The 14,610-nt window shown below is 44.3% G+C and carries 15 protein-coding genes; 10 read left to right on the top strand and 5 right to left on the bottom strand.

What is annotated here, in order from left to right; genetic code table 11:
• Nucleotides 1-937 precede the first annotated feature (937 nt).
• The 3 genes from ytxJ to HQN88_RS06900 all read left to right on the top strand — a co-directional run bounded on the left by ytxJ (nucleotide 938) and on the right by HQN88_RS06900 (nucleotide 3,748).
• Entirely contained in the window at nucleotides 938-1,279 is a 342-nt protein-coding gene (gene ytxJ / locus HQN88_RS06910) for a bacillithiol system redox-active protein YtxJ (RefSeq protein WP_068667191.1), read from the top strand.
• Between the two features lie 177 nt (nucleotides 1,280-1,456).
• Nucleotides 1,457-2,338, top strand: coding sequence for a DMT family transporter (locus HQN88_RS06905; RefSeq protein WP_173109473.1), 882 nt, complete (start codon nucleotides 1,457-1,459; stop codon nucleotides 2,336-2,338).
• A gap of 93 nt (nucleotides 2,339-2,431) precedes the next feature.
• Entirely contained in the window at nucleotides 2,432-3,748 is a 1,317-nt protein-coding gene (locus HQN88_RS06900; RefSeq protein WP_173109472.1) for an MFS transporter, read from the top strand.
• On the opposite strand, the gene HQN88_RS06895 is transcribed toward HQN88_RS06900, so the two are convergent.
• Nucleotides 3,682-4,851, bottom strand: a complete 1,170-nt coding sequence (locus HQN88_RS06895; protein WP_420794144.1) for a M20 family metallopeptidase — start codon at nucleotides 4,849-4,851, stop codon at nucleotides 3,682-3,684. The two genes, HQN88_RS06900 and HQN88_RS06895, sit on opposite strands and share 67 nt — an antisense overlap.
• 128 nt (nucleotides 4,852-4,979) lie before the next feature.
• On the opposite strand from HQN88_RS06895, the gene HQN88_RS06890 reads away from it, so the two are divergent.
• Nucleotides 4,980-5,288, top strand: coding sequence for a hypothetical protein (locus HQN88_RS06890; RefSeq protein ID WP_173109470.1), 309 nt, complete (start codon nucleotides 4,980-4,982; stop codon nucleotides 5,286-5,288).
• 69 nt (nucleotides 5,289-5,357) lie between these two features.
• Nucleotides 5,358-6,011 (top strand): GDSL-type esterase/lipase family protein, encoded by a 654-nt coding sequence (locus HQN88_RS06885; RefSeq protein ID WP_173109469.1) that lies wholly within the window; start codon nucleotides 5,358-5,360, stop codon nucleotides 6,009-6,011.
• Nucleotides 6,012-6,018: 7 nt separating this feature from the next.
• Here the strand turns inward: HQN88_RS06885 and trhA are convergent, their stop codons facing one another.
• Nucleotides 6,019-6,645, bottom strand: coding sequence for a PAQR family membrane homeostasis protein TrhA (trhA, locus tag HQN88_RS06880; protein WP_173109468.1), 627 nt, complete (start codon nucleotides 6,643-6,645; stop codon nucleotides 6,019-6,021).
• Nucleotides 6,646-6,704: 59 nt separating this feature from the next.
• Here trhA and HQN88_RS06875 point away from each other — a divergent pair, with 59 nt between their 5' ends.
• On the top strand, nucleotides 6,705-7,475 hold the full coding sequence (locus HQN88_RS06875) for an SDR family NAD(P)-dependent oxidoreductase (RefSeq protein ID WP_173109523.1): 771 nt from the start codon (nucleotides 6,705-6,707) through the stop codon (nucleotides 7,473-7,475).
• A gap of 95 nt (nucleotides 7,476-7,570) precedes the next feature.
• Here HQN88_RS06875 and HQN88_RS06870 read toward each other — a convergent pair whose 3' ends face one another.
• Both HQN88_RS06870 and HQN88_RS06865 read right to left on the bottom strand, forming a co-directional pair.
• A complete protein-coding gene (locus HQN88_RS06870) occupies nucleotides 7,571-8,257 on the bottom strand; it encodes a hypothetical protein (protein WP_173109467.1) in 687 nt (228 codons plus the stop codon).
• 16 nt (nucleotides 8,258-8,273) lie between these two features.
• On the bottom strand, nucleotides 8,274-8,765 hold the full coding sequence (locus HQN88_RS06865; protein WP_173109466.1) for a DUF7689 domain-containing protein: 492 nt from the start codon (nucleotides 8,763-8,765) through the stop codon (nucleotides 8,274-8,276).
• A gap of 575 nt (nucleotides 8,766-9,340) precedes the next feature.
• Here HQN88_RS06865 and HQN88_RS06855 point away from each other — a divergent pair.
• A complete protein-coding gene (locus HQN88_RS06855) occupies nucleotides 9,341-10,183 on the top strand; it encodes a DegV family protein (protein ID WP_173109464.1) in 843 nt (280 codons plus the stop codon).
• Nucleotides 10,184-10,254: 71 nt separating this feature from the next.
• Here the strand turns inward: HQN88_RS06855 and HQN88_RS06850 are convergent, their stop codons facing one another.
• Entirely contained in the window at nucleotides 10,255-12,417 is a 2,163-nt protein-coding gene (locus HQN88_RS06850) for a HelD family protein (RefSeq protein ID WP_173109463.1), read from the bottom strand.
• Between the two features lie 184 nt (nucleotides 12,418-12,601).
• Between HQN88_RS06850 and HQN88_RS06845 the strand changes: the two genes are divergently transcribed.
• From HQN88_RS06845 to HQN88_RS06835, 3 genes are all read left to right on the top strand, one after another.
• The gene (locus HQN88_RS06845; RefSeq protein ID WP_171630695.1) at nucleotides 12,602-13,081 is read left to right on the top strand and encodes a glutathione peroxidase; all 480 of its coding nucleotides are present in this window, start codon (nucleotides 12,602-12,604) and stop codon (nucleotides 13,079-13,081) included.
• Between the two features lie 23 nt (nucleotides 13,082-13,104).
• Nucleotides 13,105-13,758: a PIG-L deacetylase family protein gene (locus HQN88_RS06840; RefSeq protein ID WP_173109462.1), complete on the top strand. Its 654-nt coding sequence runs from the start codon at nucleotides 13,105-13,107 to the stop codon at nucleotides 13,756-13,758.
• A 339-nt stretch (nucleotides 13,759-14,097) separates the two neighbouring features.
• The gene (locus HQN88_RS06835) at nucleotides 14,098-14,424 is read left to right on the top strand and encodes a DUF1904 family protein (RefSeq protein ID WP_173109461.1); all 327 of its coding nucleotides are present in this window, start codon (nucleotides 14,098-14,100) and stop codon (nucleotides 14,422-14,424) included.
• Nucleotides 14,425-14,610: the final 186 nt, after the last annotated feature.

The raw sequence follows: 14,610 nt of genomic DNA, 5'->3' as shown, positions 1-14,610 counted from the left end.
CTTTTACAACAGGACAAGGTCGAATAGCACAATTGGTTACATGTCACCTGAGCAATTTGAGCAGCTATACTACCAGCAAGTTGCATAACTTAGTGACGTCCACTTTCTTGACAGAAGAGCATTTATGTAGGTAAATCTTGCATATTTCCGCTTAAGATCGGAATAGCTGGATTTTATGCAGTTAATTTCAAGCTTTATTATTGATTTAATCATTTACGAGAGAATTACCTACATTTTTTACATCTATTTCGTGTTTTCGGCAATATTTCTTCGAAATAGATGTACAAAATCCAGTTATTACTTGTTTTCGGGATGGCACAATCACCTAACACATCAACAGTGCTACAATCAACACCCCCAAAACACGAACCGTACCCCATATAACTAGCCCCCGCCATACCCGCCATACCCGCCAAACCCAATACTCCAAATAACCCTACAAACACCCACCACACCTAAATTAAAACCTGCTATCCCTATAAGGATGAATTAAGTTGTATAGCAAATGAGGGAACAAAGTCCGGGACTGGGCTGCATATTGTTGGTTGTGGTTGAGTCAGTTTTGGTTGCTTTAGTAGTTATTGTTGGTTGTGGTTGAGTCAATTTTGGTTGCTTTAGTAGGTATTGTTGGTTGTGGTTGAGTCAGTTTTGGTTGCTTTAGTAGTTATTGTTGGTTGTGGTTGAGTCAATTTTGGTTGCTTTAGTAGATATTGTTGCTTGTGGTTGAGTCAGTTTCGATTGCTTTAGTAGATATTGTTGCTTGTGATTGAGTCGTTTTGGTTGCTTTTGTAGGTGTTGTTCGATTGGATTGGGTATGGTGTCAAGGGGTTGGCGGATTCGGTAGGTGTGCACAGAGGAGTTAAGGACGCTCTTTAGTTGCATAACCGTATATGTTATCTTATAATTTTGAAGAGAGTAGAGAAAGGAGATGTGAAACATGTCTGCATGGAAAGAGTTAACGACTTTAACTGAATGGCAGGAAGTGCTTGATCGTTCTAGCGAAAAGCCGGCTGTCGTTCTGAAGCACAGTACAACTTGTCCAGTAAGTGCGAGCGCACTTGATGAATATGAACAATATTTGGCTGGTACACACAACGAGGCTGTTGATTATTTTTTGGTGAAAGTAATTGAATCACGCCCAGTATCGAATCAAATCGCAGAAGATCTAGGGATCAAGCATGCGTCACCGCAAATTCTTTATTTCAAAAATAAAGAGTCCATCTGGAATACTTCGCACTGGTCAGTAACGAACAAACATATGTCCGCGGTTCTGGACTAATTCTGTCACACATTGGGCCCTTCGTTTTGTCTACGTGATGTAGGTGAAACGGAGGGCTTTTCATGCTGTCCATTAAATGAACGACGGTCAAAAAAAGATTGGCAAGCCAAACATCCTCCTATATACTTATGGACGACAACATGACGGAAACGTTCACATGTAAGGAGTTACCTATCTATGAATGCAATGAATAAAACGAAAATACCGATCCCGATTTACCTGTTAATTGGCATCATTGCGATATCATTTTCTTCGATATTTGTAAAATGGTCCGACGCTTCTGCCTCCATCATTGCCATGTACCGATTATTTATGACCAATGTATTAATGCTGCCTTTCTTGTGGAATTATCGCAACGAATTTAAGAGGATTAAGGGGAGAGATTGGCTGCGCACGGCCATATCGGGTATTGCCCTTGGCCTGCATTTCTTATTTTGGATGGATTCCCTACGATATACGACGGTGGCTAGTTCAACGGCGATCTTGACGCTTGAGCCGATTTTTGTACTCGTTGGCGCTTTCTTGCTCTATGGTGTTCGGACAAGCCGTACCTCATTGATTGCGATGTGTATCGCGATTGTGGGTGCCATTTGCATAGGATGGGGCGACTTTCAATTTTCCGGAGAAGCACTCAAGGGGGATGTGTTGTCTTTCGTAGGTACGATCGCTGTAGCGTTTCATATGTTACTTGGCAAAAGCTTGCGGGAACGCATTTCGGCTTATGTATATAGCTTTCTCGTTTTCTTTTTCGCTGGGTTGACCCTTGCGGTGACGAATGTTTATTCAGGCGAATCGTTTACGGGTTATCCGTGGAAGGAATGGGGGATCTTCTTCCTGTTAGCCTTTGTTTCCACGATTTTCGGTCACTATGTATTTAACTGGTTGCTGAAATATATGAAAGCTTCTTCGGTCTCGATGACCGTGCTTGGAGAGCCGCTGGGAGCGTCAATTTTGGCGTATTTCTTACTAGGCGAAAAGATTACGACGATGCAGCTTTTAGCGGGTTGTCTTCTATTAGTTGGCGTAGCTATATTCTTACGTAGTAACGAGAAACCTTAATGGTTTCTTTTTGCTTATTAATTGAACTATGGTTAACAAAGTAGAGAGTTGTTGATTACTTTTGAAAAGTTGTAGAGAAGGGGCAGAGGCAGCATGAGGTTTCGAGATTTTCATCGTAATGTGAAATTGCGAATAGGCCTATCCTTCCTATCGGGCACTGCGAACAATATGGTGCTTCCATTTATGTCGATTTATTTCTCGGGGAAATTAGGGGACACACTGGCTGGATTGGTTGTTATTTTGGGCATTATTGCCGGTGTTGTTGCTGGGATTATAGATGGTTATTATTCGGATCGTTTTGGCCGGAAAAAGCTTATGCTCGCCGCAGAAATTGGCTGGATGCTCTGTTTCATTCTCATGGCGGCAGCGAATTCGCCTTGGTTTGAGTCGGCAGGCATCACTTTCATACTTATGATAATTGTCAGCATTTTCTGGGGTATCCATGGACCTGCCAATGAAGCGATGCTCCTAGATGTTACACTTCCTGCAGAACGTAAATTTATGTATGCCATCATGTACTGGATAAATAATTTATCGTTTGCAATCGCGGGAATGGCGGGTGCTTTCTTGTTTAAATCGTATTTATTTGAATTATTTATTGCCCTTTCTGTGATTGGTTTAATAACGGGAATGATTACTTATATCTTTATTCAAGATGATTATAAAGCGCCAATAAGTGGGATGGACAGCACGACGAGGAAGAATAGCCCTTCCATTTGGGCGAATTACCGCATGGTTCTGCGAGATAAGACGTTTCTGATTTTCACAATAGCTTCCTTATTATTGGTTTCAGTGGAATTTCATTTGGGGAACTATGTCGCTGTTCGCTTAGGGAAAGAGATGGTGGATACGCCTTTCCTTCCATGGGTAACGGATGCATGGCGGATTGACGGTTTCAAAATGTTAGGGTTTATGCGTACGGAAAACACGGTTCTCGTGGTTGTTCTCTCAGTTTTTATGGGGATTCTGATGCGTAGGTTTTCGGAACGCCGAGTCCTGTTTATTGGCTATGCCTTTTATATCGCAGGGTACAGCTATCTAGCGTACAGCAATCAACCAGGTTTACTTTTGCTGTCGATGCTCATTGCCACAGTTGGAGAACTGATGTATGTTCCGATTAAGCAAGCCTATCTGGGCAACCTGGCACCAGACCATGCACGCAGCTCCTATATGGCCTTATATGGCATGGTATATAGAGGAGCTACGTTTCTAGGTGGTCTAGGCGTAATCCTAGGCGGCATGTTGTCTTCCTGGCTGATGGCTTCGTTGATCGCAGTCAGCGGTGTGATTGGAATGGTGATGTTCTACTCCATTCTTGTACAGCTAGAAGAGCGGAAGAACGGTCATTTCGCAGCGGCAAATTCCTCTTTTATGGAAGCTAATAAAGCTGGTTTGGAGAGTACTTCATAGGCCGTATAGGCTAGCGCCTTGGCTGTGAAGAGCATGCTGTCTAAAGCCGGTTCTGTCATGGCGAGATCACGGAATTCCTTGGTATGAAGCAAATGTCGCTCATTAACTACTTTCACGAAAGGGTGAATAGTGGGGCATTGCGTTGAGACATTGCCGAGATCCAAGGAACCGTGATCTTTGCCGATTTCGATTTCCTTCGGTTGGATGCCAAGCTCGAATAATTGATCGGTGAAGACGTTCGACAAAGCTTCATTCGTACGAAGTTCATCATACGAGTACTCGTAGAATGATGTTTTCAGCGTACAGCCGGTTTGAAGTGCAGCCCCTTCTGCGCAGCGAAGGACTTTCTGGACGAGCTCATTTGTGTACGTGCGTGTAGCTGAGCGGACGTAAAATCTAGCAACAGCATAATCGGGAATGATGTTCGGTGCTTTCCCGCCTTCGCTGATAACACCGTGAATACGGGCATCCGACTTGAGCTGTTGGCGCAGCGCATTAATGCTGTTGAATAGCTGTAAGACTGCGTCAAGGGCATTGATGCCTTCGTATGGCTGTGCTGCGGCATGTGCGGAGCGGCCGAAGAACTCGTATTCGATTGCATCCATCGCAAGCGATTCGCCGGATTTTTCATGTTTATAATAAGGATGTGCCATGAGTGCGATATCGACGTCGTGGAAAAGCCCGGCAGCAGCCATAGGAACTTTGGCGCCTTTGGTTTCTTCCGCAGGCGTGCCATAGACGCGTATGCTGCCACCGGTTTCTGCTAAGGCCGCTTTAAGGCCGATAGCAGCCCCTATACTCATCATGCAGATGAGATGATGACCGCAGGCATGACCGAGCTCAGGAAGGGCATCATACTCAGCCATGAAGGCAACGACGGGACCTGGTTTGCCTGAGTCGTAAGTGGCGATGAAAGCGGTAGGAATATCTAGAACGCCGCGTTCGATCGCGAAACCGTGGTAGGCTAATTCTTCTGTTAAACGAGCGAATGCAAGGAATTCTTCATGCCCCAGCTCTGGGTTTGCCCCAATAAAGCGAGAGATGTCTTTAAATCTTGCGGCATTGGTTTCTATGGTTTGAGAGATAATTGATTTCATTGGCATTGTAAGCTCCTTTGTTGAATGGTTCTTAAGTCCATTGTAGTATATAGAAGCGAGAACTACCAAATGCAAAGTCATCAGGGCATAAAAGAGGGCTCATTCTTGAAGATATGAAATTGGAGGAAGCAACGATGATGAAATATGGGGCAGAGCATGAGGAACACCGATTTAGTTTATGCTTTCTTGAAGAGGAGAGCCGCGGACAGTGGCAGGACGTTTATTTGGGTATCCAGCTGGAAGATGGAGAAGAGCTTCCAGATGGCTTGTTAGATCCATCTATTCTTGTGATTTGCAATATCGAAGGTGAGATTGTACAGATCGTTTTGCATGATGAAGGTTGTGACAGTGAGTTCCAATTCACATATGCGGAGAAGGAACAAATTGAAAAGTATGTAAATCAGCTTGTAAGCGCCAAAAAAACGACGAATGAACCCCTGTAGGTATCCCTTCCCAAACTGGGCGGTGGCGCATATAGTAATATACGTCACGCTTTAGGGGAGAGGATAGCGATGGAAAAAAGAATTCAATATTTGGCATTTGGTGATTCTTTAACCGTTGGTTATGGTGCTGAGGAAGGTCAAGGCTTCGTTTCGCTGTATCGACAAAGGTTGGAATGTTTGCTGAATGTACCTGTTTCCTTACGTCATGCTGGCACCAACGGTGCCACGACTGCGCAATTGCTGGAGACTATCGAATCTGATCCGCAGCTTCAGAAAGATATCCAAGAAGCGACTCTCATCACAATTACAGCTGGCGGAAACGATCTCATTCAAGCGGCAATTCCATTCTTTTATGACGGCGATAATACGGTTCTCAAAACAGCTTTGCAAACGTACGAATCCAACTACCGTAAACTTATCGCTCAGATTGAAAGACTGCGGCAAGGTATACAAACCCCGTATTTATTGGCCTTAATTGGTCTATATAATCCATTACCGCAAATTCCGGATGCTGCTTATTGGGTACAGCGTTTTAATCTATTTCTACGTAAACTAGAACAGCCCCATATTCAAATCGTGCAGGTCTACGACGCATTCGTTGGTCAAGCGGCACTATTTTTGTCTGAGGATGCCATTCATCCAAATGATCTAGGTTATGAACGGTTGGCTAACCAATTAGAGGTAGCAGTATCCTTGCAGCAACTGCAGCAGTTGTTCATGTGAAATGAGGCTATCTCACATACCCAAACACGGAAATGAAATGACAGGCGCTGCCAGCCAGCACGAATAAGTGCCAGATGGCATGGTGATAGGGGATGCGCCTCCATACATAAAATATCGAGCCTAGTGTGTAGAATAAGCCACCTACAACTAACCAAATGATGCCGCCGAGCGGCAACTGAAGGTATAGTGGCTTGAACGCGATCACAATCAACCAACCCATCACGATATAGCACAAGGTTGAAACGAGTACGAATCTTTTGACATAAAATAGCTTCAGTACAATACCAATGAGGGCTAGCCCCCATATGATGCCAAGGAATGTCCAGCCGAGAGACCCTCGTAAGGTAACCAGTAAATAGGGCGTGTAGCTCCCCGCGATTAACACGTAGATCGCCGAGTGATCAAGAACTTCGAAAATATCTTTTATTTTCGATTCTGTAACGCTGTGTAACAGCGTGGAACATGTATACAAGAGAACAAGCGCACTGCCAAAAATGCTAAAGCTAACGATATGCCATGCAGTTCCTTGTATGCATGCTTGTATGATGAGTAGGACGAGTGCGATGATGCTGAGTACAACGCCAATACCGTGTGTAATCGCATTGGCTTTCTCTTCTTTGATGGAATATTGCATATACACCCCTTCTTTCTTTAACAGAATGGAGACTCCTATATAGATTGGACGATGAAACGATGTATTTACCTTCATTTCAACTGAATAAAAAAGTTGCCCTGGTGACCGGTGCCGGGAGAGGCATTGGACGAGCACTTGCTATTGGCTTAGCTGAAGCGGGGGCTGACGTCGCGATCTTCGCTCGAACGGCTTCCAATTTGGAAGCAGTGGCAAGTGAAATTCGCGCTTTAGGTAGACAAGCCTACCCGTTTACTGTTGATGTTACGAATCGTGAACAAATTGAGGCAGCGGTTTCGGCTATCATCAATGAGACAGATCGCATAGATATACTCATCAATAATGCTGGCATGAACATCCGGAGTCAAGCGTTGGCCGTCACAGACGAGGAATGGGACACAATCATGCAGACAAACTTGAAATCTGCTTTCTTATGTTCACAAATTGTTGGCCGCCACATGCAGCAGCGTGAATATGGACGTATCATTAATATTGCTTCAGTCGCAGGTCAAGTAGCGTTGCGAACAGGTGTCGTGTATGCTGCAACAAAAGCAGCGATGATTCAAATGACCAAGGTGCTCGCGCTTGAGTGGGGGAAATATGGCATTTTGGTCAATGGCATCGGTCCATGGTATTTCAAAACGCCGTTGACAGAAAAAATACTGAATCAGCCGGATTATTTAGCCGAAATTATCGCACGGACACCACTTCGTCGTGTTGGGGAACTGGAGGAGCTAGTTGGGCCAGCGGTCTTTCTCGCTTCAGATGCAGCGAACTATGTTACAGGCCAAACGTTGTTTGTAGATGGTGGCATGACGATATACGGATTCTAGCAAAAAAAAGCACTTCGTGCTGCGATTGGCAGCACAAGTGCTTTGAAAGCTTAAGAGGGATTCATCTTAATGTGATGCTTGGTGAGTGCATACCGTTATTTCTGCAGCACGTATTCTTTCAGACTATTGTATTGCGATTTATGAGCAGTTACCCATTCTTTTTTGTTAGAAATGGTTTCATCAGCAACGGTTTTATTTGCATCGCCTTTCGTTAAGGCAATCAATGCAGGGAATAAAAATTCATCGCCACGCTCAATTTTATCAGCTATGAATGGAATTGCAGGTGTTCCGAGTTTAATCAGCTTCTTTACTTTATCATCAGAATTGGATTGTTTATCAGCTAGAATAGCATCGACGGATGCAGGGATGGATGCAAGATACAGGTTCCATTTTGTAGAAAAACCTTTTCCGTTTTCCCATGCGCTACTTTCATTTTCTTTTAAATCTAATTTTGCAATTCGTTCGATAGCTATTGCTGTGATGTATTCTTGTAAGCCGTTTTGCTTGCTGTTAGCTAATTTTTTATCTAAGTAGGGGAGTGCATAGTTACCTAGGTCAATGATGGTATCAAAATCCTTATTTTGTTTGATGTAGTCATAGGGATTCGAACTGAATGAGAGGTTGGATTGTAAAGAAATTTCCTTATTTATTTGTTCGGATATGGCAGCGAAGCTTTCGTTGATTTGTTTCTCAGCAGCAGAAACGTTTTTATTATTCACTAAAAAGGATACGAGTAGAAAACTGCAAGCAAATAAAGATAAAAAGGTTATTATTTTTTTCAATGGATATCACCTCTCCTTAGTGTGCGTATTTTTTGACGGCGGGTCCGTAAGTACTGCTGTAGGGTTGCCAGCCATAACTTTGAAGAAGCTCATAATTGCCCCACTTGGCATTGGTGTAATTCGAAGCTGCAATCCTGCTGAAATGCGTAATGGAATAAATGTTTCCGTATGAAATTATTTCATAAGCAGCAACATCCGTGCTGTTGAAATCTTTACTAGTTCCGAATCCTTTTGATTTTAAATAGGTGTCTGCCTTCCAAGTATCCGGATTACTCAATCCCCATGGCCAGTCCCACGAACTATAATTGCCAAGTGCATATGCGAGACAATTGTATGTGCCTGTCGCATCGCCTAACCACGCGTAATTACCTGGTGTAGATACCATTGAATCTAACGTGTACGTGGAAGTAGTAATGCCTGCAAGAGCGGTGGTTGCCCCGGAGGCAATTGCTCCTACTACAATAGCGGCAGTTACTAGTTTCTTTTTACTTATTAATAATCGAGTCATCTTTCACCATTCCTTTGTATTATTGGGTAAAAATACCATTACAAATATTAACATATCATAGAATCATAGGGAATTAAATCATTTTTTATTTGTTTGTTCTGCGAATTTTGGTGAATGCTGTCTAAAATTGTAGGATTGAGCTTTCATTTTAGTTCTATTATACTAGTCACAGATATGGGGCAAAGAATCATAATCCAGAATGGGATGATCGCCGCTGGGAGTTTCCCGGTTGGTAGAATTAGGGTGATCGATTCTCGAAACCTATCAACAGGTATTGGCGTACTAGTAGTAAAGGCGGCGCAAGCTGCATTAGAAAGCCGAAGGTAAACGGGAGAAAGCGCTCCATCAACTTTTGGAGAATGCACTGGCTTTTAAAGATGACATGGATACGGATTTCATGTTCATCACAGATGCGCAGGCTTATGAGAAGCGGCATTTGTAAAACAACAATTTGAATTACATACCAATGTGAAAAACGTATTTTTGACGGAAACCGGTTGCGTCGTTTCGAGCCACTGCGGACCACATACGCTAGGTATTGTTTTCGCCAAAAAATAAGAAATGAGTGGACACCCATGACGACAATCAAGATTATCACGGACAGCAGCTGCGACCTATCGAGAAGCACTATTGAAGAAATAGGAGTAGGCATCGTTCCCTTATCTGTTCAATTTGGCGAGGAATGTATGCGGGCAGATATGGATCTTGCTGACTTCTACGCTAGGATGAAGCGGGAGAGCGTGTTGCCGAAAACCTCAAGCCCGTCACCTGGGCACTTCCTAAGTGAGTATCAGAAGGGTGGTCCTGATCAAGATATTCTTGTGTTGTGTCTATCATCGGCGTTAAGCTCAACGTACCATCATGCTGTCATGGCAAAAGAAATGCTGCTGGAAGATGGTTTCACAGGCCGCATCGAGGTCATTGATTCCAAAACAACTTCGCTTGGTTTAGGCGTACTTGTGTTTCGAGCAGCTCAGATGGTGGCAAGCGGTATGTCCTATGAAGAGATGACAGCTTCCATTCAGCAAGCCGTACCGAGCTCAGGGACTTTCTTTTTCTTAGATACCTTGGAAAATGTCATTAAAGGAGGAAGGCTCGATCGGGTGCGCGGCGCAGTGGCTTCTGTCTTGAATATAAAGCTTCTGATGAAAGCAAGCGAAGAGGGTGCAATTGAGGTTGTGGAGAAAATCCGCGGCTCGCAGCAAGCATTGAAGCGATTACTCTCGTTTCTTGGTGATAAGGAACATGATTACGAGAAGGATGTGATTGCTATCGCACATAGCAATTGTGAGGCTAGAGCGCGCGAATTCATGACTCAGCTTTTAGAAAAGCATCCGTTCCGCCATGTACTGTTCTCCAATATGGGTACAGTGATTGGCACCTATGCTGGTGAAGGTGGCGTATTAGTCGCCTACTAAGCTATGCAAAAGACACCTATCTTCCGATCGATATAAGTGATCGGAAGATAGGTGTCTTTATTGTCTTTGCTTTACTTCGGAAACTCCGTCGTTGTGATATCCGGTTGATCGATTGTGACTAGCGGCGAAATGTCTCCTGTCACGATCAGCCATAGCTCATGCAGTGCGCGTGTGCAACCTACATAGAGAAGTTTCGCATCCATGAGGGTTGTTTCATAATGCTCATCTGTCACGTCCATCAGGATAACGGCATCGAATTCTAAGCCTTTGGTCAAATAAACAGGAAGCACTGATATGCCACCACGATAAACACGTTGTTTGGATGTGATTAGGTTCGTTTCGATCTGCGCGAGTGTCAAAGCTTCATGCAACTCTTGGGCTTGCTTCTCGGTGCGTGCGACGACAGCGACCGTGCTGGAGGTGCCAGCTAGCAAGCTTTTGATCGCTTTCTGCACCAGTGGCAGTCGCTCCTTGAGCGAAGTTTGCAAGATGCGAACTTTATTCCCGCTGCGGAAGACGGGAACGGCAAGTAAGGGATTGCTTACGCCGCGTTGGAGCACCGAATTGGCAAACTGGATGATTTCCATCGTGGAACGATAGCTCCGCTCCAATTCAAAATATCCTGTTTCTTCTTCTTGGAATAGACTGGAAAATTCCTTCCAGTCTTGAATGCCCTGATAAGCATGTATCCCTTGCGATAAATCACCCAAAATCGTAAAGGAGCTGTTGCGTGTGTACGCATCTAACACCTGAACTTGGAATGGTGAGAAGTCTTGTGCCTCATCGATAACAACATGATCGAATAAGCGATCCGACGGAATGCCATGGAGCCGTGTATGAATATAGAGGAGGGGAGCAAGATCCTCGAGCCCAACTTCCTTCTTTTTGAAAAGCTTTGCCGATGCAGTGACGATGGACTCTGGTATGTTCTGAAGCAGATCTGCAGGCAAGCTGTCCCATCGCCCTTTGTCGGTGAACAGCATTTTATAGAATGTAAATGCTGTATACTCAGGCCAACCTGTCAAGTAGGTTCGCAGCTTTTGAGCGGATTTCTTCTTCAGCTCTTTTTTCAAGCTTTGCTCCCACACCTTCTCAAGCTGGATCTCCATCCAACGCTTGATACGTGCAACGACGCGCTCACGACGCTTAATCATCGGATAATGCTTATTCTCGACGAAAAACCATTCGCGAATGGTGGCAATCGGAAGTTTGACGCCATCCCAAGGCGAGAAGTCCGCAGTAGGAACATAGGTGGCTTCAAGACGATTGAGACAGTCATCCAGGTAGTTTTGGAAAGCGATAGCACCTTTGAAACGTCCTGGCGCTTGGTCATCTACTGGAGGCCGCTTGCTTCCGAGAGCAAACCAACGTTGTAATGTCATCTCATGATCTGCGATTTGCACTTCATGATCGAGCACATCCAGTGCCCAATCTGTGAACGTACTCTGCTGAATATTGCCGACACCTAGCTCTGGCAACACACCTGAGATATAGTCCAAGAACATGGAGTTGGGTGCGAAAATAATCATACGCTCTGCCCGAACTTGTTCACGGTATTGATAGAGAAGGAAGGCGAGGCGGTGCAGTGCTACGGTTGTTTTACCGCTTCCTGCGACCCCTTGAATAATGAGTGCGGTATTCTTCGCTGCACGGATAATCCGATCTTGCTCCGCTTGAATCGTGGAGACGATGTCGCGCAGCTTATTATCTTTATTTTCGCCTAAGCGGTATAGCAAGAATTCGTCGCCGACAGAGAGGGAGTCTTCATTTCGGTCATATGTATCAACAACACGCTGGAGAATTTGCTTGCGCACAACGAGATTTCGCTTCAAATAGACTAAGCCATCGATGATACCATCCGGCGAATCATAAGAAGCTGCGTCCAAGCCGCCTGTGAAGGAATAGAAAAGGCTAGCTACTGGCGCGCGCCAATCAATGACGAGAAGTCGACCTGTTCGCTCATCTTCTACCCCTGCTTTACCAATATAAAGTGGTGAAGGTGAACCGGTACCAGTTTCTTCGAAGTCAAGGCGACCGAAATAGGGTTCGTCGATGGCTTTGGTTAAATTGTGCCTGCCGTTCTCTCGTAAAACTTCAAGTGCTTGCTCTGTTAAATCAGGACCGTAATAAACCGGAGTTGCTCTAAGGCGTTCCAGTTGCTTATCGATTTCCTTATTCGTTTGTTCAAGCCGCTGAAGTTCTTCTTGATAGGCACTTTGAGTCTTTGTGTCCAAGATCAGTTACCTCCTAAGATCAGATGTTGTCTATTGATTTGTCATAAACAGGTAAACACTATAACACACCTAGCGGGAGATAGAAAGTGATTCGGGAATATCATTGGCGAACATTTGGGCTTCTGTGGAAAGGAATGGTATACTCAGGAAGTATGCATTTTAAATAATGGAGGCGAAGGGATTCATGTCTATTTATGATATCGCAGTAACGACGATTTCAGGCGAAACACAAACACTTTCAGCGTATAAAGGGAAGACGCTTCTCATTGTGAATGTTGCTAGTGCTTGTGGACTTACACCGCATTATAAAGGGCTTCAAGCGCTTTATGAGCAATACCAAGATCAAGGGTTGGTCGTACTTGGATTTCCTTGTAATCAATTCGCTGGTCAAGAACCAGGGACCAATGAAGAAATCCAAGCGTTTTGCGAGCTTAACTACCAAGTGACATTCCCATTATTTGATAAAATCGATGTAAAAGGTGAGCATGCTCATCCATTATACACGTATTTGTTAAGTCATACGCCTGAGCCGTATGCTACTGGCGACATTGAATGGAATTTCGTGAAATTCTTAGTTGATGCGAATGGAAATGTGATTAAACAATATAGTGCGCGTACAGAACCTGCGGACATTAGTGCCGATATTGAAGCTGTTTTAGCATAAATGAAAGATGAGGTGGACGTGCAATGGGGTCCCAAAACGGGTTTATTTATGCCCATCCTGATGATGAAACATTCTTAAGCGGATGCCTCATTCGCCGTCTAGCTGATGCTGGAGAAGACAATGTCTTACTTCTAGCCACACGTGGCGATGCGGGAAGACAAGGGTTAGAGCGTGCGAATAATCGACAAGAATTAGCGGAACTACGAGAACAAGAGATGCTTGCAGCTGCTGAAATCTTAGGGATTTCAGCGGTTGAGCATTTAGGCTGGCCTGATGGTCAGTTGGATGAAGTTGATTTCGAAACGCTCGTGCAACAGATTATCACGTTTATTCAGCATCACGAAGTGGAGAATGTCTACACATTTGCAGAGGATGGCGGTAATGGACATCGTGACCATATCGCGATCTCCAAGGCGACTACTGCGGCTGTACACAGTGGAGCTTGTCCAAGTGTAAGGAAATTGTATTATGCCTTTTCACCGCTGCTGCGTGCCCAAGGGCTTCAACCTTCTATTCTGGTGGATACCGAGAAGTTATGGTCCGTTAAAGCTGCTGCACTTAAAGCTCATGAAACGCAGCATGTTACGATAGGAAGACACTTTGGCAATCTAGTTGATTTTCCAGAGGAGAGACGCTGGGAGGCTTTTGTGCTCGGTTGGCAGGTTGGTGACGAATAGTCGGCATGTTAGCTCCTATTTTTTGATGTACCCCCAGAAAACAATTAGCTACTACGAATGACCTTAAAGAACAGGTCATTCAACGTTTTCTAGGAGAGTGTAAGAATGTTACTTTGCAATTGTGATACATGTGGGCGATTGTTCCTCACGAAATGGGTAGCAAGATGTACAAGTTGTTCGCAGCTTGTTTTGAACGAATCGAATAAAGTAAAAGATTTTGTTCGAACGCATCCGCGCGCGACAATTATTGAAATTTACCATCAAACAGGGGTTTCCTTGCAAACCATAAAAGAATTAATGAGAGCTTAATCGCACCAGTACGCAAAGGAGCTTTCCATTATGCCTCATATGATAGTAAGAGGGATTAGTGTTCCTCAAATCCAGGCCATAAGTGCAGCGCTGATTACGGAATTAGCTGATGTTTGCTCTTGTGGAACAGACAATTTCATGTTGGAATGTTTGCAGGTCGTCTCCATTTTCCAAGGTGAGATCTGTACGACCTATCCTTTTATTGAAGTTGGCTGGTTCGAGCGTGGGCAGGAAGTTCGTGATGCCTATGCGGAGGTCCTGACTAAACATATATTATCACTCGGGATTCCTGAGGTTGAAATTGCTTTCAAGGTATATCGGGAAGATAGTTATTATTGGAATGGGAAGTTGGTTTAATACGACTGACCTGCCATGACAACAAGATTTCCATCCATTCATGTAAACCTCTTATTCCACTTCCGATGGTGGTGTGAGAGGTTTTTTTTTATGCCAAAAGACATAATTCACGCAATCGATATTGCAGGCGATAATAAAGTGGGATACACTGAATCGACAGAATCTGATTTCTAGTTCGACTTCGGA

This window comes from Paenibacillus qinlingensis, from assembly GCF_013204845.1.
Lineage (GTDB): Bacteria > Bacillota > Bacilli > Paenibacillales > NBRC-103111 > Paenibacillus_E > Paenibacillus_E qinlingensis.
The sequence above is the reverse complement of the archived record's forward strand: the minus strand, read 5'-3'. Positions and strand labels throughout refer to the sequence as shown.

Excerpts from the sequence above, each read along its gene's own strand:
- ytxJ (WP_068667191.1), top strand. The coding sequence starts at position 938 with ATGTCTGCATGGAAAGAGTTAACGACTTTAACTGAATGGCAGGAAGTG.
- HQN88_RS06905 (WP_173109473.1), top strand. The coding sequence starts at position 1,457 with ATGAATGCAATGAATAAAACGAAAATACCGATCCCGATTTACCTGTTA.
- HQN88_RS06900 (WP_173109472.1), top strand. The coding sequence starts at position 2,432 with ATGAGGTTTCGAGATTTTCATCGTAATGTGAAATTGCGAATAGGCCTA.
- HQN88_RS06895 (WP_420794144.1), bottom strand. The coding sequence starts at position 4,851 with ATGCCAATGAAATCAATTATCTCTCAAACCATAGAAACCAATGCCGCA.
- HQN88_RS06890 (WP_173109470.1), top strand. The coding sequence starts at position 4,980 with ATGATGAAATATGGGGCAGAGCATGAGGAACACCGATTTAGTTTATGC.
- HQN88_RS06885 (WP_173109469.1), top strand. The coding sequence starts at position 5,358 with ATGGAAAAAAGAATTCAATATTTGGCATTTGGTGATTCTTTAACCGTT.
- trhA (WP_173109468.1), bottom strand. The coding sequence starts at position 6,645 with ATGCAATATTCCATCAAAGAAGAGAAAGCCAATGCGATTACACACGGT.
- HQN88_RS06875 (WP_173109523.1), top strand. The coding sequence starts at position 6,705 with ATGTATTTACCTTCATTTCAACTGAATAAAAAAGTTGCCCTGGTGACC.
- HQN88_RS06865 (WP_173109466.1), bottom strand. The coding sequence starts at position 8,765 with ATGACTCGATTATTAATAAGTAAAAAGAAACTAGTAACTGCCGCTATT.
- HQN88_RS06855 (WP_173109464.1), top strand. The coding sequence starts at position 9,341 with ATGACGACAATCAAGATTATCACGGACAGCAGCTGCGACCTATCGAGA.
- HQN88_RS06845 (WP_171630695.1), top strand. The coding sequence starts at position 12,602 with ATGTCTATTTATGATATCGCAGTAACGACGATTTCAGGCGAAACACAA.
- HQN88_RS06840 (WP_173109462.1), top strand. The coding sequence starts at position 13,105 with ATGGGGTCCCAAAACGGGTTTATTTATGCCCATCCTGATGATGAAACA.
- HQN88_RS06835 (WP_173109461.1), top strand. The coding sequence starts at position 14,098 with ATGCCTCATATGATAGTAAGAGGGATTAGTGTTCCTCAAATCCAGGCC.